The organism is Streptomyces sp. SAI-170, assembly GCF_049739565.1.
In the GTDB taxonomy this organism is placed as follows: domain Bacteria; phylum Actinomycetota; class Actinomycetes; order Streptomycetales; family Streptomycetaceae; genus Streptomyces.
Genome location: NZ_JBMGQD010000001.1, coordinates 3,587,259 through 3,607,247 on the forward strand (window position 1 = coordinate 3,587,259; position 19,989 = coordinate 3,607,247).

The window sequence follows — 19,989 nt, forward strand, 5'->3', positions numbered from 1 at the left end:
AGAAGCGAACTTACAGGGCGGGAAAGTCGGTTCGAAACCTCGGCCCGGCTATTCCGCGAAGCGGAACGTCGAGGTGATCGCGTCGAAGATGTCGAAGAAGGAGTCGGCCAGATCCAGCACCTGGCTGCTGCCGGCCACCAGGGCGACCTTGCCCTCCTGGCCGGGCACCGGGATGAACGTCTGCATCAGCACGGCCCGGACGGTGCGCTTGAGTGCGTCATCGGGTACGACGATGTCCTCGATGCCGTACGTCCGGGCGGCGGGGCCCACGCCGGGGATGTCGACCGTGGTGACCTTGCGCCAGGAGTCGCCCGCCTTCCGGGCCTCCTTGACGGCGAGCTGGCTCACGATGGCGGCCGGGTCGGTGGGCAGGGGCTCGCCGGTACTGCTGCGGCCGCCGACCAGGGAGACGGTCACCGAGCCGGTGATGGGAGTGTCGCCGCCGAAGCTCTCCGCCATGCAGCCGCAATACAGGGCGCCCGACTTCCATGCGTCGGCGGCGGCCTTGCGGAGGAAGTCGGTGTAGAGGTCGCGGTACTGGGCCAGCTCCGGGCGGCCCTTGATCCGCTCGCTCACCATCCGCCGGATCGAGTCGTCGCGCGACTCCGGGCGCACGTCGAACTCCCACCACGACTCCGGCACATTGATCCGGAAACCGCCGCGCTCGATCGTGAGCGCCTCCATGTAGCGGGCCATGACGTCGACCTTCCCCGTTCCTTCGATCCCCCGTACGGACATCACTTCGTTGTACGGTGCGATCAGCCTAGTGACGAGCCTACGAGGGACCGCGGGACGGGGGACACATGGGCAACGGCAAGAGCGACCTGTCACTGCCGCTGACCGAGCTGGAGGACTTCGGTCGCCGGCTGCGGTCCATCAAGAGCCGCATGAACGGAACGAAGAAGACCTTCGAGTCGTACGAGGACGACATCGGCGACGGCAGCGTCAACAACGCCCTCAGCGACTTCGAGGACAACTGGGAGGACGGCCGCGAGGACATCTCCCAGCAGCTCGACGCCCTCGCCAAGATGTCCGACGCGGTGGTGCGGGAGTTCAAGAAACTCGACGACGAGCTGGCCAAGCAGGTCAATGACGCGATGAAGGTCAAGGACACGAGGGGGGACAAGGGCGGCAAAGGTGACGGGGGCGGCGGCAAGTGACCCCGCCGGTCCGCCCCGTCGGCTTCTTCGCGAAACTCCGCCCGGGGTGGGGCATGCCTCTCGACGGTTCGATCAGGGATGCCGTCAGGCCTGCCGGCGAGCCGGACGAGAGGCGGATCGTCGAGTACCTCGGGCAGGGAACGGGGCTCTGGAGCGAGATGAGCGCCGGACCCGACGTACTGGACCCCGAGGCACGCGTCCCCTTCCTGTGAGGTGTCTCATCGGTTCACTGACTGGATCTCCCGTACGGTCACATCCTGCGTCGCCCCGAACGTGCCGTCCGGCAGCTTCCCGCCCTCGCCCGTCGTGCTGGTCCAGGTGATCTTCCAGGTGACGGTGGCCTTCAGGGCGTAGGCGCCGTTCGTGCCCGTAGAGCGGAGGTACGTCACGCCGCAGGGCGGGGTCTGGTCGGCCTTGCCCTTCGTGTACGGCTCTCCGATGCTGCCGTCGGTGTTGATGGCGCACTCGCCCGAGGCCGGGTAGGTCTCGGCGTCGGCCGTGCCCGGGTCGATGTGGAGGGACACCGGCTCGGCGGTGGTCGTGGCGGACAGGCCCGTCCCGGGGAGGCTGGCCGTGACCGAGATCTTCTTGAACTTGGCCTTGTCCAGCCAGATCCAGGTCGGGAGGTTGACGGTCGACCTGCCCGTCGGCGCCATCTCGATCTCCGTGCCGGGTACGGGGAGTTCGTCGTAGGCGTACTCGGCGAGGACCTGGGGGGTCAGGGCGAGGGGCTCGTCCGGGGTGTCGCCGTTGTCGACCCAGAAGGGCGGTTTGTCGCAGGACTGGGCTTCCGGGTCATCCTCCCGGTTGGGGTTGACCACGCCCGCCCAGAACATGCCCTCGCCTTCTTTGTCGAGGTTGTAGTCCTTGTAGGGCTCGCCCTCCTTGAAGTAGCCGTCGTACATGTCGGCCACCATGTTGCCGAGCCCGAAGGGATTGAACTTCCGCAGGGTGTCGACGGCGGACTTGATCTGCTTGGGCGAGAACGCGGGTTCGTACCAGCAGGCCGGGGGCGTCCAGTTGGTGTCCGTGGAGGTGAGCGTGCCGGTGTCGACTTCCTTCGTGCCGCCCGAGGTCGAGACCTGCACCTTGGTCTCGGCCTTGATCTTCCCGTTGTTCTGCGACCCGTTCGCGTCGCCGCCCGTGACGGTTCCGCCGGTGCCGATCGCCTGGGCGGCCGAGGGTACGAGTGACAGCGCGAGCGCCGCCGTCACGGCCAGGATCCTGTATGTCGAGCTCACGGGCGGCACGCCTCCGCGCCGCGCTTGGACAGACCCGCGGTGTTCTGCCACACACCTTGCGCGTTCTTCGTCAGCCGCAGGTTGTACAGGACGTAGTTGTCCTCGGGCTTGGTCTGGCCCGACTTCTTCTCCGCGCCGGTCTTGCGGTCCGTGTTGACGGCCCCGCTCTCGTCACCGCAGTACACGAGGGTCGCCGACGTGTCCGAGACGAGCTTGACCTTGAAGTCGTAGTAGCGGATCTCGCCCTTGTAGCTGATCCCCGCGTCCACGAAGCTCTGGACGTACTCGGCCGCAGCCAGGCGGACCTCTCCCGTGCTGTAGAAGCTCAGAGCCTTCGAGTCCGCGTCGCCCCGCAGAATCGCGTCGCTCTCCGCGTCGATCCGCCGTTCGTTGTCCGCGAGGACCTCGTCCTTCGCCGGGTCACCCGTCTCGGCGCCCTCGAAGACGTTGTCCACACCCTTCGGCAACGTCACCTCCGGCCGGTCGACCCCGTCGGTCGTCGCCGAGGCCGACGGTGACGCGGACGCCGTCGTGCCCGTGTCCGCTCCGGCGATCTTGTCGTTCGCCGCGTCCTCGCCGTCCGAGCCGCCGCAGGCGGTCAGGAGAAGGGCTGCGGTGACGGCGAAGGCGGCCGCCGTGGTTGTCGCGCGCGTGCGCATGAGGGTCGTACCTCCAGTGGGGGGAATGTCGGCTGCAGGGCAACAGAAGAAACGCTCGGTCAGCCCACCTCGTTCTCCGCCACCGCCTGACCATGAACCACCACATCCCCCCCGTAGAACATGCCACTGAAGACTGGGGAGTACGTCAGCTGGATCTCGACCTCGACCTGGGCCGCGTCGGCTGCCACGCAGTGGGACGCGGCGATGTCGGCGCCGGTCATGTCCATCTCGCGGGCGAAGGCCTTGACGCGGGCGTCGCAGTTGGCGAAGTTGATGGGGGCCGGGCCGCCCTCGTTGTCGTAGAGGGCCTCGCGGTCGATGTCCTGGGCCGCGTAACGGGCGGCCTGTTCCGCGATGTCGGCGGCGCGTTCGCGCTTGGAGATGGACAGGCCGCCGTCGATCACGAAGGCGGACAGGGAGAGGAAGACCAGGGCGAAGATGATCACCGCGCCCGCGCCCGAGCCCCTGTCGTCCAGCATCGCCCGGCGGGTGTGCAGCCACGTCCTCACGCCGTCCTCCGGAACGGGTCCAGCGGGGAGCTGAAGCTCGCCGACAACGTCGTAGGGACGTCCAGGCCCAGCATCGCCAGGCCGCGGACCTCGCAGCTGACCTCGACGGTGAAGAAGGTGTCCGGTTCGAAGCCGGGGCTGGTCTGGACGACCGAGACCGGGCCCGAGCAGACGTCCTCCAGGTCCGCCTCGGCGGCCTTCCGCGCCTCCGCGATCGCCGTCCCGTGGTCCTTCTGGATGGAGCCCGCGCGGGCGGCGTCCCGGGCCGCGCCGTCGATGGCGCCGCGGCCGTCGACCAGCTGGCCGAACGCCACCAGGACCAGGACGAAGAGGATCATCACGGGTGCGAGGATCACCACCTCGACCGTGGACAGGCCCTCGTCCCTGCGGATCATGTTCAGTTCTCCCCCTCCCGCACGAACCGCTCCACCGGGCCCGACGACTGCGCGTGCACCGTCAGGTCCAGGCCGGGGAAGACCGTGGGGACACGCGCGGTGATCTCCACGCCGACCGTGTTCTGCTCCGGCTGGAGCATCTTCACGTCCGGCGACAGCACGAGCTGCGGGCCCAGTTGGTCGATGTAGGAGTCGACGACCGTACGGGCCTCACCGCGCCAGGCGCCCGGCTGGGCGTCCGCCGTGGCGCGGGCCTTGCGCGCGCCCGCCTGGGCCGCCGCCTGGGCGACATGATCGGCGAAGAAGTACAGCGCGAACTGCACCGTCGCAAAGATCATGAAGAACAGCACCGGCGTGAGCAGCACGAACTCGATCGCGGTCATGCCGGAGTCGCCGCGGGCGGAGACGGCCTCCGTCCTACGGCGTACCCAGCGCACCACGCCCACCAGCAACCCCCGTCGATCCCGCGGCCGTCAGCAGGTCTTGCCCGCGTCCGCGCCCTTGATGCAGTCGCCGACCTTGTTGGCGCCCTCGCTCAGCGCGGCGTTGATGATGGCCGCCACCACGCCGACGATCGCCACGACGACCGCGGAGATGATGACCCACTCCACCGCGGAGGCACCGCGGTCCAGTTCGCCGGAGCGGGCGCGCTCGACACGGGCGCCCAGGAAGGTGATGAGGAAGTCCACCGCGGGGATGCCGGTGCGGAAGTTCTTCGGTGCGTTCTTCGGTGCGTTCATGAGTGTTCTCTTTCCTCTCAAATCAGCTCGGGCGGTTGCGATCGGTCACGTCACACCTGGAACACCCGCATCGCCGCCGGGAAGATCAGGAACACCAGGAAGCCGGCGCACAGCAGCAACTGCGCGACGAGCATCGACTGCGACTTCTCGCCCGCGCTGCCCTCGATCTCGGCCATCTCGCGGTGGCGCATGGTCTCGGCGCGCGAGGCGAGGGACTCACGGACCTTCGCACCGTCGTCCGCGACCAGGGCCAGCGAGGCCGAGAGGTCCTTCAGCTCCTCGACGCCGAGCTCCTCACCGAGCTGCCCGAGCGCCTGCCACTGGCTCAGGCCGGTGATCCGGGCGTCGGCGAGGGCGTTGCGGATGCGCTGCGTGGCCCAACCGTCGGAGACCTCGGCGGCGGCCATCAGCGCCTCGGGCAGACCGCGCCCGCCCGCGAGGCTCATCGACACGAGGTCGAGGTACGCCCCGATGACGCGCCGCAGGTCACGGCGCTTGTCGGCCGCGTCCCGCCGTACCTCCAGGTCGGGCAGGAAGAAGAACAGCGCCGCGCACACCAGGGCCAGCCACACCGGGATGACCGGGCTGCGGCCGACTCCCAGCGTGTAGACGACGGCGAACAGGAACGGGCCGAAGATCAGACCCGTCGTGCCCAGCAGCACCTTCGTCGCGAGGAACTTCTCCCAACTGCGGTCCAGGACGGCCAGGTCGGCCCGCAGCGAACGCTGCTCCCAGCCCTGCTGGAGATAGAACTCGGCCACCCGGACGCCGACTTCGGCCCGCAGCGAGGCGAACCTGCCGGTGTCCTGGCTGCTGCGCGCCGACTCGTACGCCGCCCCGCGCGCCCGCATGGCGTCGATCCGGGCGACCTGCGCGACCGCGCTGCGCTTGCTCGGCATCAGGGCGCGGATCAGGGCGTAGACGCCCAGACCGAAGACGACGCCCACGACGATCGGCATGGTGAGGCTCATCGCCGTACCCCCTCATCGCTCGTGCGGCTCATCGCCGTACCCCCTCTTCAGAAACAGGCGTACGGGGCCGTACGAACTGCACCGACGACTCGTCGCGCACCAGGAAGCGTTCGGGCGTCTCGATGGTGGACAGCTTGCGCAGCCACCAGAAGCCGAGTGCGAACAGGGCGCAGACGAGGACGAGGACGAGCTGGCCGACGGCGGTGCCGTACGGCTCGACGAACTCGCGGTTGAAGACGGACAGGCCGAGGACGAACGCGACCGACACGGCGACGACGATCTGGACCGAGCGGCGCGTGGAGGCGCGCTGGGCCATCACGCGCTGGCGCATGTCGACCTCCTCGCGCGCCGACTTGGCGAGCGCGCCGAGGACCTGGCGCAGACCCGGTCCGCGCAGCCGGGCGTTGAGGATGAGCGCGGCGACGATGATGTCGGCGGAGGCGTCGTCGATCTCGTCGGCGAGGAGCTGGAGCGCGTCGGGCAGCGGGGTGCGGGCGCGCAGGCGGTCGACGAGCGCGTCGAGGTGCGGGCGCAGGACGGGGGCCGCGGCGCGCGCGGACGCCGGGATCGCCTGCTCCAGGCCGACCGCGCCGGCGATGGTGTCGCGCAGCGACTCCGTCCAGGAGGCGAGGGCCTCCACGCGGCGCATGGCGGAACGCTCCTCGCGGGCGCCGCCGAAGAGACGGTCCCAGAAGAAGACGAGTACGCCGGCCGCGATGCCGGCCACCGCCCAGCGGGTGAGCAGCAGCACGGCGAGGCCGACGAGCGCGGCCAGCGAGCCGCGCCGCCCGGCGAACCGGATCAGCTCGTTGACCCGCTCCGCCGCCTTCTGCTTCTCGTGCTCGGGCTTGGCGGGCAGTCCTCGTACGGCGACGAGGAACAGGCCGAGACCGCCGCCGACGGCGACGCCGCAGGCGATGGAGTACAGGACGGTCGTGGAGAACAGGCCGCCCATCGAGCCGAGTTGGCCCAGCGCCGCAAGGTTCATGGTCATTCGGTACGTCACCCCCACGCCGCGTTCGGCCGGTAGCCCTGCGCCATCAGGTCGTCGATGCAGGCGATCGGCGCGTGCGGCACGATCCGGCCGTCGGGCGCCTCGGCGAACACCTCGCTGGACAGCACGCGTCCGTCGACGCCGTTGACCTCGCGGATGGAGGTCACGCTGCGCTGGAGCCGGCCGCCGCTCTGGAAGTTGTTGCGGCGCTGGATGAACACCACGAAGTTCACCGCGCCCGCGATCAGCATCTGGCTGGCCTCGATGGGAAGCCGTTCCGAGGCCTGGAGGGCGTACGTCGAGATGCGGTTGAAGACCTCGCTGGAGCTGTTGGCGTGGATCGTGGACAGCGAGCCGTCGTTGCCCTGGGACATCGCGTTGAGCATGGTGACGATCTCGTCGCCGAGGACCTCACCGACGATGACCCGCGAAGGGTTCATACGCAGGGACCGGCGGACCAGTTCGGCCATGGAAATGGCGCCCTGGCCCTCGGAGTTGGGCAGCCGCTCCTCGAACGCCACGACATTCGGGTGGAGTTCGGGGAAGGTGTCCAGGCCGAGCTCCAGGGCGCGCTCGACGGTGATGAGGCGCTCGTGCGGCGGGATCTCGTTGGCCAGCGCCCTCAGCAGCGTGGTCTTACCGGCGTTGGTGGCTCCCGCGATCATGATGTTCTTGCGGGCGCGCACCGCGCAGGCGAGGAAGTGGCCGATCTCCGGGCTGAGCGTGCCGTTGCCGACGAGGTCGGAGATGAAGACCTTGCCCATGCGCGCGCGACGGATAGACAGGGCGGGGCGCCGGGCGACGTCCATGACCGCCGACAGACGCGAGCCGTCCGGCAGGCGGAGGTCGAGCTGGGGGTTGGCGGAGTCGAAGGGGCGGGAGGACAGACCGCTGTAGGCGCCCAGTACCTGGATGAGCTCGATGAGTTCCTCGTCGGTCTCGGCGACCGGCTCGCCGCGCACCTCGCGCCCGTCGGCGTACCCGACGAACACCTGGTCGCAGCCGTTGATGTCGATGTTCTCGACCTCGGGGTTGTCCAGCAGCGGCTGGAGCCGGCCCACGCCGAACAGCGCGGCGTGCACGGCTGCCGCGTACGCCTCCTCGGTCTCGGCGTCCAGCGGCGTACGGCCTGCGTTGATCTCCTGGCGGGCGTGGTCCTCCAGGATCTGGGCTATGACCGCGCGGGCGTAGTGCCGCTCGTCCTCGCCGGACATCGGCGTGACACCGGCGACCTGGTCCTGCCGCCGCTGCTCGGCGATACGGTCACCGGCGTCCTGACGGAACCGCTTGACCAGCTGGTGGTCGACAGCGGTCATCGGCCGGCTCCCTGCGGGGCCTGCCCGGGCACGGACCAGGCGGCGCCGTACTGCTGGTACAGGTCCGCGGTGACCTTGCGGGCCGAGCGGATGAGCAGCGACTTGTCCAGCCGGCCGCGCTTGCGCCCGGCGAGCTGCTCGGCACCGGCCGGGTCGTCGGCGATGGTGCCGACCACGCGGGCGCCGGTCTGGGCGTGCACGAGCATGTCGTTGACCTGGCCCGCGAGCTTGCCGGCGTTGTTCGGGTCGGCGATGAGGACGACGCCGATGAGGGGCGTGCCGAGGCTGGCGACCCCGCGCGAGCCGCCGTGCAGCTTCGTGGACAGAGCGGCGGCCCGGTCGCGTACCCGCGCGATGGCCTCCGGCTCCGTACGCGAGATCAGCAGCACGAGCGCCGCGTGCGGGAACAGCTCGACGGCGGGCGTGTCCCCGCTGATGCGGCCGCAGTCGGCGATGACGTCGGCGGGCGCGTTCGGAGAGTCCGCGAGCGAGGCGAAGGCCCGGCCCAGCGTCGGCCACAGCCCCGCCAGACCGGCCGCCTGCTCGGCGATGCCGAGCCCGACGAGGACCTCGAGTCCGCCGCTCAACGGCTGTACGTGGTCCCAGAGTTGGTCGGGTACGAGGCCGCGGCGCGCGGTCGCGGCGATGGACAGCATGCCGGTGTTCGGGTTGAGCGGCCCGCCGTGCGCGGCGGCGGACCGGTACACCAGATCACCGCCGGCCGGGTCGGTCTCGGCCAGCAGGACGCGGCGCGGCCAGACCGCCGCGAGGGCGACGGCCGCGGTGGTGACGCCGGGGGAACCCTTGTCGGCGGCGAGAGCGATGAGCGCCATGGCTTGTGGTGCCCTGCCTTCTCAGTTGCCGGGGACGTGCACGATGGCGACCGCGTTGGCGGACGCCGCCTTGGCGACGGCGGCGGCGTCGGCCTGGTCGACGAGCAGCGTGAGGGAGAGGTTGCCGGTGGAGATGGTGGCGTCGCTGTTCTCGGCGATCGCCTGGATCTTCGCGTTGTCGACGAGCAGGCCGCCGGAGGACGCGGAGGCGGCGGAGTCGTCGTCGTTCGATCCGGTGGCGGCGTCGACGTTGTAGACGGCGACGGTGTTGCCGGCCTTGATGTCGGACGGGTACTGGCCCTCCTTGAGGGCGACGCCTACGGCGGCCTTGCCGGCGGGCAGCTCCTCACCCTCGGCGAACATCTGCCCCATCACGACCGTGCCCTTGTAGATCGTGGACTTGGCCTTGAGCTTCTTGAGGGACTCCCGCTGCTCCCAGGGGATGTAGTTGATGCCGTCGTCGGCGGCGACCAGAACGGACGTCACCTTGTCACCGACGGACTCACCCGCAGGGATCTCGGCGGTCACCTTGACGACCTCGATCCGGTCCCCCGCCCGCAGCACCAGCATCGTCGCGCCGAGCGCGCCGACGAGGATCAGCAGCACGGCGAGCGCCGCCAGTGCGGGTTTGCGCTCGCGAGGCGGCGTGGGAAGCCGATCACCGCCCGACGGCTGAGCCGGCACGGCGGAACGCCCGGCGCCCGCCCCCGTACGCTCTTGGATCTTCACGCAACCGCTCCCCGTACACCCAAGAAACTGTCTGCCAAATTCTGTGCAATTCCGGACACTTCACTCGTCTTCGCGCTTACCGTCCGCGCCCTGCGCGGGTATCCAGCACTGGGGTGAGTGTCAAGCCATGGCACCGTATCAGCCGCCCATAAGCCCCTCAAGGCACCCCCGGACCCTCGGGCCACCCCGCACCCACCATTGCTCCTCTGCAATTCCCGCACTCACTTCCCCTCTTGCATACGGCCTCTTGGTGCTCCTCGTCCTGTGCGCCAGCGAATCTGTTGCCGTTCGCACACCTTCCGCGCACAGGGCTGTGACGGAGCAGACGCGGGGTTCGTCACGGGGTGGCCATGAGGCCTGCACGAATCGCTCACGAGGGGATGGACGCAGGCAGAGGGGAATTCACCGTTCAGGGCGAGCGGAACGGTGGTCGGCCTGAGGCGAGTTGGGCGCATTACGGTTCACTGGCGCTACCGACACCGAAACCTCGACCGTACGGTGAAGCTCATCCCCCCCGAAGGAGTGCCCTCATGAAGCGCGTCGCCCTGACGGCAGCCTCTGTGCTGTCCCTCGCCGCCGTACTGACCGCCTGCGGCGGGAGCGACTCGGACGCGAAGCCGAAGGGCGCGCCCTCGTCGCCGAAGGCAGAGCAGGCGAAGCAGGCGACGCCGACGGAGCGGTTGGCGAAGCTGATGGTGACGAAGGCGGGCCCGTACACGCTGAAGGAGCCCGAGACCGAGGAGGCGTTCGCGACGAGCACCGACGAGGTGACCGTCGAGAAGCCCGAGTGTGCTCCGCTGGTGTACGCGATGAACGACCTCCCCCTCGGCGACCCCGAGGCTCATCTCACCCGTGTCACCAACGGCGGCGGCTCCACTTCCATGCTCACGTACGTCACGCTCAGCACGTACGAGGACGGCAAGGCCGAGGCCGCGATGAAGGAACTCGCCGCCGCTGCAGCGTCCTGCGGCGGCGGCTTCTCGGCGACGTCGAAGAGCGACGGCAGCGTGGTGTACGACTCGGCGAAGACGGAGAACGCGCCGAAGGCGGGAGACGAGTCGCTGGCGACGTCCGCCACCTTCGACTTCCAGGGCTTCCCGCAGACCGTCCGCACCCAGACCTTCCGCTTCGGCGACACCATCGCCAGCTACTTCACCCTGGACAGCGGCGCCTTCATGAGCGCCCGCCTGGGCGACGCGGAGATCCCGGCGGATCTGGTGAAGGCCCAGAACGCGAAGCTGGGCTGAGACCCGCCCATGAGGTCAGCCGACGTACTCCCGATCCCAACGGTTCTGTCGCACGCCGCCCCAGGTGCCCATCGCCACGGCGGCCAGGAAGAGGCCGGCGATCAGCCCGCCGTACGACGTGCTGTCCGCATCCTCGGTTGGTCTGGCGACACCTTCGGGGTCATAGCGCACCCGAAGCCTGTCCCCCTTCGCGATCGGGCCGTCGCAGCCGTCGCCCTCCGAGAGCGAGGGCGAGATCTCCCGTCCGTCGGTCGTACGCAGGTAGCAGTGGTCGGTCTTCGCGTCCTCCACCCGCACGACCTCGACGTCGGCCCACTCGCCCCGCGCATCCAGCGCGACCTGGTCACCGGCTTCCCGGCCGACCACACCCAGCGCCACGCCCGCGATGACGGGCACGACAAGCTGCCAGGCCACCTTCCGCCGCTTCCGCGGGACTCTGCGCAGCAACAGAAGCGGCACGAGGAGGGATGCGAGCGGCAGCAGGATCCAGGCAAGGAGCAGGGCCACTCCCCGCAGCGGACCCGGCAACGGCACGACCGGCCCGAGCCACGCCAGCCCCACCGAACCACCGGCGCACGCGAGGCTGAACAGCAGCCATCGGGTGATGTCCCGAGGCGGCGGGACTTCTCCACTCTCGCGCCCGGTCCGAGCGACCGCCGGCGCGGCAACGTTTCCGTCCACTCGCACACTTTAGAGCGGGCCATGCCTTCAAAACGGTTCGCGCTGGCGAAACCGAGAACCCCACCGATAGCGTCAGTCCCTTGACTCAACTGAAGCCTTACGGGGGAGCCCACTGTGAAGCGCCGCACTTCACCCGTTGCAGTCGCGCTCGCGACATCGGCAGCGCTGCTGCTGACCGCCTGCGGGGGCGGGGACGACAAGTCCGTAGCGAACGACAAGGTTGCCGGAGCCGACCGGACCACGGGGAAGCCGACGAACTCTGCCGAGCCTGACGGCGTCGACGTGTCGCTGCCCAAGGACATGAACCTGGTCTTCGACTGGGAAAGGCCGACGGACAGGAACGAGGCGGCTGCGATGGACGACGCCGCGAACTTCTTCCGGGCCATCTACCGGGGCGTGGACAAGCGCACGACCAAGGACGCGGCCGTCACCACGTACTCCACCGGCGAGGGACTCCACTACGCGACGACGCAGATCGACGCCTGGATCGAGGGCGGCTGGACCGCCATGGGCACCCTGCGTCACTACGACGTGACGACACGCTCCGCGCCGAACGGCAGCTCGGTGGAGGTGGCCTTCTGCGCCGACGCGGGCAAGTTCTACGGCAAGGAGATCAAGACCCAGAAGATCCTCAAGACCGAGCCCGGCATCGAGGACTTCGACTACTACAAGCTCGTCATGGTCAAGTTGCCCACGGGCGAGGGGCTGTGGCAGGCATCCAAGGTCTTCGTCGAGACGAAGGCGGAGAAGTGCCAGTGAAGGGACTGCGGCGCGTACTCCTCGGCACCACCGTTGTGACACCGACCTTCAGCGCCCTCCCCCTAGCAAACTCCTAGCCGTAGATCCGTCGCGAGTCACCGAAGGGCTATGACAATGCTGGACGAAGAACGCGAACCGGGAGCCGGCGAGTATCGGGCGCGCGGCGACATCATCAGACAGTTGGTCCCCGGAGAGGTGATCGCGGCCGTTCCCGAAGCCCGCAGTCTCGCCGAATCCGAAGGGCACCGGCTGCAGTTCGACTTCCTGGACGACGAATCCGTCCTGAAAATGCTGCGCCTGCGCCATCTGGACGAGAGCCGAATGCACATCGGTGGCATGAAGCTGGGCATCCCGTCCGCGTTGGTCCTCATGGGCCTCTTCGTCTACTGGGGGGCGTACGTCCAGTACTGGGAGTCGTCGAGGTCACAGGTGCTCTATTACGCGGCCGCCGGAACAGTCGTGGCCTTCATCGTTCTTCTCTACGCGGTCTTCCTGAGCCGGCACTGGGGCGATCGCCCCCGTCAGAAGGTGCGGGCAAGGGCAGCCGCATACCGCAAGATCGCTCATGTCGCCGCGCGGAACGGCGCAGACCTTCCTGCCTTCTATCCCCACTACGGCCCCTATCCCTTTGCCGCCAGCTTCCATGCGGACGCGGAGGAACTCGAACTGCCCGACGCGGCTGACGCCCGATGAGCACTGCCACTCAGCGTCCGAGGAACGTCTGAACTCCTGGCTGAACTTCTGTCACATGGCGAGTCCACTGTGAAGCGCCACACTGCGCCCGTTGCGTGGCTCAGGGGCGGCTGGATCGCCACCGGCACCCGCCGTCACTACGACGCCACCACACGGGCCGCCCCCAACGGCAGCTCAGTAGAGGTGTCGTTCTGCGCGGACACCGGAAAGTTCTACGGCAAAGAGGTCAAAACGGGGAAGGTCCTGAAAACCGATCCCAGCCCTGAGGACTTCGGGCACTACAAGGTGACCGGTCCCGGTGCACTGCCTTCGACGCCGATGCCGCTGCGCAGGCCCGTAGGCAGCGCTCGGGTCTGGCGAGGGTGATGAACCTGAGCTGCAAGGAATCCACCTAAACCCGTCGCGCCGGCCGACCAGGCATGAAGCAGGCCTGCCGGCAACCGGGTACCGCACACTCCACGCCAGATGTCCCGTATACCCAGAATTACCCCTCCGCCAAGAAGAGTTCGCGCTGGCGAAACCGAGAACCGCACCGATACCGTCTGAGCTCTTGACTGAACTTCTGTCTCACGGGGAGTCCACTGTGAAGCGCCGCACTTTGCCCGTTGCTGTCGCGCTCGCGGCATCTGCAACCCTGCTGCTGACCGCATGTGGCGGGGACGACAAGTCCGAAGCGAACGACAAGATCGCCGGAGCCGGCCAGGCAACGGAGAAGCCGACGAAGTCGGCGGAGCCCTCGGGAGCCCCGGCGTCGGACAAGCCCGACGGCGTCGACGTGTCGCTACCCAAGGACATGAACCTCGTCTTCGACTGGGAGAAGCCGGCCGACAAGAACGAGGCGGCTGCGATGGATGACGCCGCGAACTTCCTGCGCGCCATCTACCGCGGTGTCGACAAGCGCACGACCAAGGACGCGGCCCTGACCACCTACGCCACCGGGGACGCACTCCACTACGGCGAAGTGCAGATCAACGAGTGGCTCAAGGGCGGCTGGACCGCCACCGGCACCCGCCGCCACTACGACGCCACCACGCGGTCCGTCCCCAATGGCAGCTCCGTAGAGGTGTCTTTCTGTGCGGACACCGGCAAGTTCTACGGCAAAGAGGTCAAAACGGGGAAGGTCCTGAAGACCGATCCCAGCCCCAAGGACTTCGGGCATTACAAGATCATTATGGTCAAGTTCCCTACCGGTGAGGGGCTGTGGCAGGCATCTAAGGTCTTCGTCGAGACGGGAGCCGCACAGTGCCAGTGAACCGATCCCAGCGCACCGTCTTCGGCGCCGGCACCGCTCTGACCCTCGCGATCAGCGCCCTGATTCTCACGGCACCCGGCGCTGCCGCAGAGCCGGTGGACTACGGCAAGGGCGGCGGCACAGAGACGACCGGCGGCGGCGACGGCAAGGGCATCTACGCCACCGCCCGCATCACATACTCCGGCTCGGTCGCCAAAGGCGGCGGCAAGGGCAACGTCACCTCCGCGGACGTCAACTGGACCCCTCCGCCCTGCTGGTACGCCCCGTTCCTCGGTGCCAAGGACTTCAAGAAGCTGATGTCCAAGAACATCGACGACCAGATGAGCGCCCCCGGCATGGGCGGTCACGCAGGCGCCGCGCTCAGCGAGCTGCAGCGGCACTACGAGGACGAGTACGGTTGGACGGACACCCCCGGCTACAAGGACTACAACGTCGACAAGGACGGCGAGGGGATGTTCTGGGCCGCCGTCGAGAACCCCGACGAGCCCGACGTCCTCAAGCGCAGCTCGTGCAACGACCTCCCGTTCTGGGTCGAGAACGGCGACGCCCCGCCGCCGCAGTACGAGGAGGCCATCACCCCGGAGATACTCGCGGCCCTGGCCTACCAGCACATGCAGCTGCCCGACACCGAGGTCACCCTCGCCCCCGAGGGCACGACCAAGGTGAACCTGCCGACGTGGGCCTGGCTCGACCGGGCCGTCTTCGACGAGGTCCAGGCGACGGCGGCCCTCAACGTCCCCGGGTTCAACATCCAGGCCACGACCACGGCGAAGCCGGTGGCTCTCAAGCTGGAGCCCGGCACCGAGGACGCCGCCACCTACCCGGCCTCCGGCGAGTGCGCCATCAACGCCGACGACTCCATCGGCGAGCCCTACGCCAAGGGCAAGGCCGACCAGACCCCACCCTGCGGCCTCCGCTACCTCCGCTCCTCCGGCAACGGCTCCTACAAGCTCCGGGCGACCATCACCTGGGAGATCAACTGGACCGGCACGGGCGGCGCGGGCGGCGACATGCCGAACGGCACCTTCGGCAACGAACAGGCCGTCGTCGTCCAGGAGATCCAGTCCATCAACCGGTGAGACGGGCGGCCCGGCCGGCCTCATGTCCGGAGAGAGACTCGACAAAGTGACGTGACCGGCCGGCGGGGTGTGTTCCGACAGAGCTCGGACACCTCCGCCGCCCGGACCGACTTCACACGACCCACCGCACCGAGCCCGCAATGGCGTCGCACAGCCGCTCCATAGGCCCGGACATCCCGGTGAGCGGTGACGAGAAGGAGAGCGTCAGGTAGCCCACCGCGCCCGGCATACAGACATGGACGCTCAACGTCGTGGCGCCGAGGACGCGTACGGCGGTACCGGCGGAAAGTTCCACGACCGACACCCGCTTCCGTGGATCTCGCGCCTCCAGCCATGCCGCGTACTTCTGTGGATCGGCGGGCGTGCGGCCCATCGGCATCGAGGACACCAGGAGCGAGGCGGGCAGGCCGCCGTCGTCGGAGAGCGCCAGGACGAAGAACTCCATGGCGCCGCGGGCGAGGCCGGCTTCGGCGGTGTTGCGCAAGGTGGCCCAGACGCTGCGTCGGCGCTCGGCGGGGACGTGCCGGCCCGCCGCCTGCTGGTCCACGAAGGTCTTGAGCTGAGCGCGCCAGCGGTCCCCCGTGAGATCGACCCGGAACCATTCGCGGGGGACCAGCAGCCTGTAGTCCCTGGGGACTCCAGCCGTCGGCGGGACGTCCGGCTCTGCCGACTCCGTCACCCCGGCATCACCAAGGGAGCCCCCTGGTCGTCGAAGAGACGGACGCTCTTCACGACGCCGGCGAACATGGCCGAAAAGACTTCCCAGCCCTCGACCGTCGGCGTGCCCATCTCCATCAGGAGCACGGTCCCGTTATCCAGCGGAATCTGGACCTGGATGAACGATGTCCATATCGACTCGTCCTGCCCGGACGGGGTCAGGCTGCCGTCGACCTCGGAGCGTCGGTTGCCCACGCAGGTCACGGCCGGGCCGCAGGGCAGCTGCACCTCGCCGACCTGTCCGAGCGCCAGGTGCCGCAGAGTGGTGGCGATGAAGCCGGCCGGGTCGCTGCCGGCCCGCTCGTCGAGGTCCATGGTGCTGACGTTCACCGTGGCCGTGCAGCGCACACCGTCGACCTCCGTGGTGACGAAGCCCGCGTACTGCACACCCGCCGCGATGAACTCGTCGTAGTTCGCGGCGCACATGGCCGCGTACTGCAGTTGCACGTCCTCGTCGGCGCCGGGCAGCGCCTGCTTCGCCAGCTCGACGAGCTGGTCGGCCAGATCGTCCAGGTCGTCGGCCTCGAAGGGGAGTTCCAGGAACCCCTCCGGCATGATCCAGCGAACCTCCACGCCGCCTCGCGTGAGGCTGCGCCGGGCTTCGTCGACGGTGTCAGTGGTGGTGGTCATGGGAGCCTCTGCTCTCGGGCTGTTCTCGATCGTCGACTTCGGGACGGAACTTCGCCGCGAAGGGGTACGGCCCGTAGTGCGGGTAGAAGGCCGGGACATCGGCTCCGCCGCGTCGGGCGTGGTGGGCGATCTCCCGGTACCTGGCCGCCCGGGCCCGCAGGTTCTGCCGCACCGGATCTCCCCAGTGCGACAGCGCGCTGCGTACGAAGAAGAAGAGCTGCGTGATCACGACGGCGCCGGCCACGGCCAGATAGACCGTGCGGGAGGCGGCGGTCTCCCAGTACTGGGCGACACCGCCCCAGTAGACGACGGCTCCGAAGCCCACGAGCGCCAGTGGCACACCGTGCACGAGGCCCGCGTGGAACATGTCCTCCTCGTCCTCATGCCGTCGGCGCAGCAGTTCGAGCACCGCGTCGTCGTCCAGGAAGTCGAACCGAAGCTCCCTACCGGCCTCCTCCGCCACCCGCTTCGCCTCGGGTACGGCGGCCAGCACCGAGCCGTCGACCAGGGTGACGACCTCGCCGCCGCGTCGGCCGATGAACTCCCTCGGGCCAAGGATCACGCTCATGACATCTCTCCTCCTTGCACAGGTCGCCGCGTCCTACGCCGCCAGGGCCGCGTTGAAGGCCTTCGGTGAAACGCTCGGGGCAGGTCGGGGGGAAGGTGACGGAGTGGGCGTGGGGGCCGGGGGCTTGGCCGGTTCCTGGTAGCCGGTCCGCTCGCCGTTCTCGCCACTGATCATCCGGTGCAGGGCACTGCCGAGGCCTGCGCCCTTGATCACCGCGGTGATCTTCTTGCCCTCGATCACGGCGTTGCGCGCCGTCCGGCCCAGGACCTTGTTGACGAGTGTGACGCTGACCCCGTTCAAGAAGTTGTGCCCCACACCGTCGAGTGCGGCCAGCCCGCTGAACCTGAACTTCGCCAGGCCCTTGACGCCCTTGAGCGCCTTGAAACCCTTCAGCACTCCCAGGCCGGGCAGCACCCCCAGCGCGTCGGCGCCCAGTTTCAGCCAGTCGACCTTGCCGCCGCGCACCGTCATGTCGTACGCATGGCCGGCGAGTGCGGCCGCACTCGTCAGCACGGCGAGTGCCGCGAAAATGGGCACCAGGAACTGAAGGGGCGGCACAAAGGCACAGATGACCGCAAGAACGGACAGGACGGCGGAGATGTTCGACAGTGCGTCCGCCCAGTCCGCCAGCCAGTTCATGAAACCGCCGGGGTCCCGGACGGCATCGTGATGGACGACGTCCCGGATATGACGTGCGGCCTTGTCCCCCGCGTCGTCGTAGATGTCCCGGGCGTCCTTCACCGCCTTCCGGGCGCCACCGATGCGGTGCAGAGCGTCTTGACGCTTGCCGACCCAGCGCTCGTACTCCTCCTTCTCCGCCGCGGGAATGTTGTGCGCGGGGTACTTTTCGGTGAACTTCTTCACCTCACCGTCCGCCAGATCGTGATCGGCCTTCGCCTCACGGTAATCGGCGAGCGCCTTGTCGGCCTTGCGCTGTGCGCGACGCATTTCGCTCGCGAACTGGTCGGACTCCCCTTCGCGCACGTCCTCCCCGACGGCCTTGGCGGCCTCGTCGTAGCGCTCGAAGGATTTCTTCAGTTTGTCCGCCGCACCATCGGCCAGCTCATGGAATCCCTTGCCGGCCTCGCTGTCCCAGCCCTCCACGGAGGCCAGCGCCTTGATGACCCGGGACTGCTCGTCGATCATGTCGGCCATCTTGCGCAGTTTGCGCCCCAGTTCGGCCACCTCGTCCGGGTCGCCGGGTGTCGGGTCGTCGTGCCACAGCGGCGGCCAGTCGGCGTCGATCCTGCTCACTTCTTGCCTCCCTTCTGCGCCTTGGCGTCCCGGATCGCCTTGGCCAGCTCCTGGTCGATGTCGTCGTACGCCTTGGCGGCGGTCGACGTGAACTCGGCCAGCTGCTCAAGTTCCTTCATCAATTTCTTCCGGGTCTTCTTCCAGGTGTCACCGAAATCCGAGAAGGCGTCTTTCAGGCCGCCGTGACCCACAGCGTCGCCATACTCGTCCGCAGGATTTCCATGTCGCTCGAACTCGCCGTGAATCTTCGCCAGGTCGCGCGAACACTGCTTGATGGCGGCGAGATCCGCCTTGATATGGTCCCCCATGAACAATGCCTCTCTATGGCTGTACGAGATACGCTCGCGACATACCGATCCTGGTCCGCGCCGGCAAGGAGTATCTTGACGTGACACGTAGGGGCAAGCAGCGCGTCGTGACGGACCGTCTCGGCGTCCATGCCGAGGCGAGCGAATGGTGCTGGATCGACAAGATCCCGCAGCCTCCGGCGGAGGTTCTCGAAGCTGCGGGCAGCCCCCGCCTGCGCCCTGCAAGGCTGCCCCCGCTGGGGCTGATCGGCGCGGTGCTCGGTGCACCGTTCGTCCCCCTCATCATGCTGTTGAGCTTTCTGTCCGACATGGAGGAAGCCGCCAAGCGCGCCCTCGGCACAAACGAGGAGAAGGCGCAGTGGCGGGCCAAGAAGGAGGACGAGAAGCGCCGGGACGCCACCATCGCCCAGCAAGGCCTCGACAAGGTCTTCGACGGCAACTGGCACGGCGCAGCAGGGCAGTTCCTGCTCCGCTGGTACACCCACTCCACCCACCACCAGCGGCTGCTGCTGGCCACCCCGGAGGGAATCGTCCTGGCGGCCCCGCCGAAGCGCGTCAGCGTGGGGCGGGAGAAGCACATGCAGGTCGTCGCGCGGATTCCGGCCGAGGAGGCGAGTCTCTTCGACCCCTTCTTCGGCGAGTTCGAGACACGCATGCTGCTGATCCGCTTCCGTGACGGGTCCTGGCTGCGTGTCGAGACCGAAGAACTCCGCAGCGAGCTCCACATGCACGTGCTCCGGCAGTCCGCCCCCGGCGACTGACAGGCCGTGCCCGGTGCGGCGGGTCGCGCAGGCGGCCCGCCGCACCGTCACAAGCCCGGCCGGGCGTGCGTCACTTGCTCCGCGCCGCCTTCGCCAGCTCGTCATCGATCTGCTCGAACTTGTCCGCGGCGGTGGTCAGGTAGTCGCCCATGCCGTCGAGGCCGTCGAGGGTGTCCTTGGTGCCGCGGACGAACTCGTCGAAGTTCTCGTCGAAGGCCTTGGAGGAGGACTTGGTGACGTAGCCGGACTGGACCAGGTTGTTGATGTACTTGCGGAGGCCCTCCAGCTTCTCCTGGAGCTTCTCCTTCTCCTTCACGACATGCTTGGCCGCGTCGCGCATGTCCTGGTATGTGATGTCAAGGTCCTTGGCCATGAAGCCGCTCCCTATTCACAACGCCGCAGGGCCAACCCCCGTGGCTCCCTGTTTGCGGACGCTTCGATCACGGTGGCCGGCCAGGGGGCCGGTCGGTGACCGGTGTGATCGTCCGCTCTT

General features: G+C 68.5%; 27 protein-coding genes and 1 pseudogene. 9 read left to right on the forward strand and 19 right to left on the reverse strand.

Features of this window, described 5'->3' with window-relative positions; translation table 11 throughout:
* Nucleotides 1–48: 48 nt before the first annotated feature.
* Nucleotides 49–696, reverse strand: coding sequence for a hypothetical protein (locus tag RKD23_RS15905; RefSeq protein ID WP_424858249.1), 648 nt, complete (start codon nucleotides 694–696; stop codon nucleotides 49–51).
* 107 nt (nucleotides 697–803) lie between these two features.
* Between RKD23_RS15905 and RKD23_RS15910 the strand changes: the two genes are divergently transcribed.
* Together RKD23_RS15910 and RKD23_RS15915 are read left to right on the forward strand one after the other, a co-directional pair.
* Nucleotides 804–1,160, forward strand: coding sequence for a hypothetical protein (locus RKD23_RS15910; RefSeq protein ID WP_404043889.1), 357 nt, complete (start codon nucleotides 804–806; stop codon nucleotides 1,158–1,160).
* A 53-nt stretch (nucleotides 1,161–1,213) separates the two neighbouring features.
* Nucleotides 1,214–1,372, forward strand: a complete 159-nt coding sequence (locus RKD23_RS15915) for a hypothetical protein (protein ID WP_424854259.1) — start codon at nucleotides 1,214–1,216, stop codon at nucleotides 1,370–1,372.
* Nucleotides 1,373–1,378: 6 nt separating this feature from the next.
* Here the strand turns inward: RKD23_RS15915 and RKD23_RS15920 are convergent, their stop codons facing one another.
* The 11 genes from RKD23_RS15920 to RKD23_RS15970 all read right to left on the reverse strand — a co-directional run bounded on the left by RKD23_RS15920 (nucleotide 1,379) and on the right by RKD23_RS15970 (nucleotide 9,547).
* On the reverse strand, nucleotides 1,379–2,401 hold the full coding sequence (locus RKD23_RS15920; RefSeq protein ID WP_424854260.1) for a hypothetical protein: 1,023 nt from the start codon (nucleotides 2,399–2,401) through the stop codon (nucleotides 1,379–1,381).
* Nucleotides 2,398–3,060 (reverse strand): hypothetical protein, encoded by a 663-nt coding sequence (locus RKD23_RS15925; RefSeq protein WP_424854261.1) that lies wholly within the window; start codon nucleotides 3,058–3,060, stop codon nucleotides 2,398–2,400. Before RKD23_RS15925 ends, RKD23_RS15920 begins: the two co-directional genes overlap by 4 nt.
* Nucleotides 3,061–3,119: 59 nt before the next feature.
* Nucleotides 3,120–3,539 (reverse strand): pilus assembly protein TadG-related protein, encoded by a 420-nt coding sequence (locus RKD23_RS15930; RefSeq protein ID WP_404044184.1) that lies wholly within the window; start codon nucleotides 3,537–3,539, stop codon nucleotides 3,120–3,122.
* 26 nt (nucleotides 3,540–3,565) lie between these two features.
* Nucleotides 3,566–3,964, reverse strand: coding sequence for a TadE/TadG family type IV pilus assembly protein (locus RKD23_RS15935; RefSeq protein WP_424854262.1), 399 nt, complete (start codon nucleotides 3,962–3,964; stop codon nucleotides 3,566–3,568).
* Nucleotides 3,965–3,966: 2 nt separating this feature from the next.
* Nucleotides 3,967–4,347 carry a TadE family protein gene (locus RKD23_RS15940; protein ID WP_424858250.1) on the reverse strand — a complete coding sequence of 127 codons (381 nt, stop codon included), beginning with the start codon at nucleotides 4,345–4,347 and terminating at the stop codon, nucleotides 3,967–3,969.
* Between the two features lie 90 nt (nucleotides 4,348–4,437).
* A complete protein-coding gene (locus tag RKD23_RS15945; protein WP_424854263.1) occupies nucleotides 4,438–4,704 on the reverse strand; it encodes a hypothetical protein in 267 nt (88 codons plus the stop codon).
* A gap of 50 nt (nucleotides 4,705–4,754) precedes the next feature.
* Nucleotides 4,755–5,675 (reverse strand): type II secretion system F family protein, encoded by a 921-nt coding sequence (locus tag RKD23_RS15950; RefSeq protein ID WP_424854264.1) that lies wholly within the window; start codon nucleotides 5,673–5,675, stop codon nucleotides 4,755–4,757.
* A gap of 28 nt (nucleotides 5,676–5,703) precedes the next feature.
* Nucleotides 5,704–6,630: a type II secretion system F family protein gene (locus RKD23_RS15955; protein ID WP_424858251.1), complete on the reverse strand. Its 927-nt coding sequence runs from the start codon at nucleotides 6,628–6,630 to the stop codon at nucleotides 5,704–5,706.
* Between the two features lie 47 nt (nucleotides 6,631–6,677).
* Nucleotides 6,678–7,985, reverse strand: a complete 1,308-nt coding sequence (locus RKD23_RS15960; RefSeq protein WP_424854265.1) for a CpaF family protein — start codon at nucleotides 7,983–7,985, stop codon at nucleotides 6,678–6,680.
* A complete protein-coding gene (locus RKD23_RS15965; protein WP_424854266.1) occupies nucleotides 7,982–8,818 on the reverse strand; it encodes a hypothetical protein in 837 nt (278 codons plus the stop codon). The genes RKD23_RS15960 and RKD23_RS15965 overlap by 4 nt, the downstream gene beginning before the upstream one ends.
* A 21-nt stretch (nucleotides 8,819–8,839) precedes the next feature.
* Entirely contained in the window at nucleotides 8,840–9,547 is a 708-nt protein-coding gene (locus tag RKD23_RS15970) for a hypothetical protein (RefSeq protein ID WP_424854267.1), read from the reverse strand.
* 530 nt (nucleotides 9,548–10,077) lie between these two features.
* Between RKD23_RS15970 and RKD23_RS15975 the strand changes: the two genes are divergently transcribed.
* Nucleotides 10,078–10,794 carry a hypothetical protein gene (locus tag RKD23_RS15975; protein WP_424854268.1) on the forward strand — a complete coding sequence of 239 codons (717 nt, stop codon included), beginning with the start codon at nucleotides 10,078–10,080 and terminating at the stop codon, nucleotides 10,792–10,794.
* Between the two features lie 15 nt (nucleotides 10,795–10,809).
* Here the strand turns inward: RKD23_RS15975 and RKD23_RS15980 are convergent, their stop codons facing one another.
* Nucleotides 10,810–11,475, reverse strand: coding sequence for a hypothetical protein (locus RKD23_RS15980; protein WP_424854269.1), 666 nt, complete (start codon nucleotides 11,473–11,475; stop codon nucleotides 10,810–10,812).
* Nucleotides 11,476–11,589: 114 nt separating this feature from the next.
* Here RKD23_RS15980 and RKD23_RS15985 point away from each other — a divergent pair, with 114 nt between their 5' ends.
* From RKD23_RS15985 to RKD23_RS16005, 5 genes and pseudogenes are all read left to right on the forward strand, one after another.
* On the forward strand, nucleotides 11,590–12,234 hold the full coding sequence (locus RKD23_RS15985) for a hypothetical protein (protein WP_424854270.1): 645 nt from the start codon (nucleotides 11,590–11,592) through the stop codon (nucleotides 12,232–12,234).
* Between the two features lie 114 nt (nucleotides 12,235–12,348).
* Nucleotides 12,349–12,927, forward strand: a complete 579-nt coding sequence (locus tag RKD23_RS15990) for a hypothetical protein (protein WP_424854271.1) — start codon at nucleotides 12,349–12,351, stop codon at nucleotides 12,925–12,927.
* A 96-nt stretch (nucleotides 12,928–13,023) separates the two neighbouring features.
* Nucleotides 13,024–13,215: pseudogene (locus RKD23_RS15995) on the forward strand (hypothetical protein); the annotation flags it as partial.
* A 295-nt stretch (nucleotides 13,216–13,510) separates the two neighbouring features.
* Nucleotides 13,511–14,179, forward strand: coding sequence for a hypothetical protein (locus RKD23_RS16000; protein WP_424854272.1), 669 nt, complete (start codon nucleotides 13,511–13,513; stop codon nucleotides 14,177–14,179).
* The gene (locus RKD23_RS16005) at nucleotides 14,176–15,258 is read left to right on the forward strand and encodes a hypothetical protein (RefSeq protein ID WP_424854273.1); all 1,083 of its coding nucleotides are present in this window, start codon (nucleotides 14,176–14,178) and stop codon (nucleotides 15,256–15,258) included. The genes RKD23_RS16000 and RKD23_RS16005 overlap by 4 nt, the downstream gene beginning before the upstream one ends.
* Nucleotides 15,259–15,370: 112 nt before the next feature.
* On the opposite strand, the gene RKD23_RS16010 is transcribed toward RKD23_RS16005, so the two are convergent.
* Genes RKD23_RS16010 through RKD23_RS16030 form a run of 5 tightly spaced genes read right to left on the reverse strand, consistent with a single transcriptional unit; the run spans nucleotide 15,371 to nucleotide 18,735 of the window.
* Entirely contained in the window at nucleotides 15,371–15,937 is a 567-nt protein-coding gene (locus RKD23_RS16010; protein ID WP_424854274.1) for a hypothetical protein, read from the reverse strand.
* Nucleotides 15,934–16,605 carry a hypothetical protein gene (locus RKD23_RS16015; RefSeq protein ID WP_424854275.1) on the reverse strand — a complete coding sequence of 224 codons (672 nt, stop codon included), beginning with the start codon at nucleotides 16,603–16,605 and terminating at the stop codon, nucleotides 15,934–15,936. Before RKD23_RS16015 ends, RKD23_RS16010 begins: the two co-directional genes overlap by 4 nt.
* Nucleotides 16,589–17,173: a hypothetical protein gene (locus RKD23_RS16020; protein ID WP_424854276.1), complete on the reverse strand. Its 585-nt coding sequence runs from the start codon at nucleotides 17,171–17,173 to the stop codon at nucleotides 16,589–16,591. The genes RKD23_RS16015 and RKD23_RS16020 overlap by 17 nt, the downstream gene beginning before the upstream one ends.
* 33 nt (nucleotides 17,174–17,206) lie before the next feature.
* The gene (locus tag RKD23_RS16025; protein WP_424854277.1) at nucleotides 17,207–18,427 is read right to left on the reverse strand and encodes a putative T7SS-secreted protein; all 1,221 of its coding nucleotides are present in this window, start codon (nucleotides 18,425–18,427) and stop codon (nucleotides 17,207–17,209) included.
* Entirely contained in the window at nucleotides 18,424–18,735 is a 312-nt protein-coding gene (locus RKD23_RS16030; protein ID WP_424854278.1) for a WXG100 family type VII secretion target, read from the reverse strand. The genes RKD23_RS16025 and RKD23_RS16030 overlap by 4 nt, the downstream gene beginning before the upstream one ends.
* 80 nt (nucleotides 18,736–18,815) lie before the next feature.
* Between RKD23_RS16030 and RKD23_RS16035 the strand changes: the two genes are divergently transcribed.
* A complete protein-coding gene (locus RKD23_RS16035) occupies nucleotides 18,816–19,496 on the forward strand; it encodes a hypothetical protein (protein ID WP_424854279.1) in 681 nt (226 codons plus the stop codon).
* A 70-nt stretch (nucleotides 19,497–19,566) separates the two neighbouring features.
* Here RKD23_RS16035 and RKD23_RS16040 read toward each other — a convergent pair whose 3' ends face one another.
* Complete coding sequence (locus tag RKD23_RS16040) at nucleotides 19,567–19,869, reverse strand: WXG100 family type VII secretion target (protein ID WP_404043937.1); 303 nt, start codon at nucleotides 19,867–19,869, stop codon at nucleotides 19,567–19,569.
* Nucleotides 19,870–19,989 lie beyond the last annotated feature (120 nt).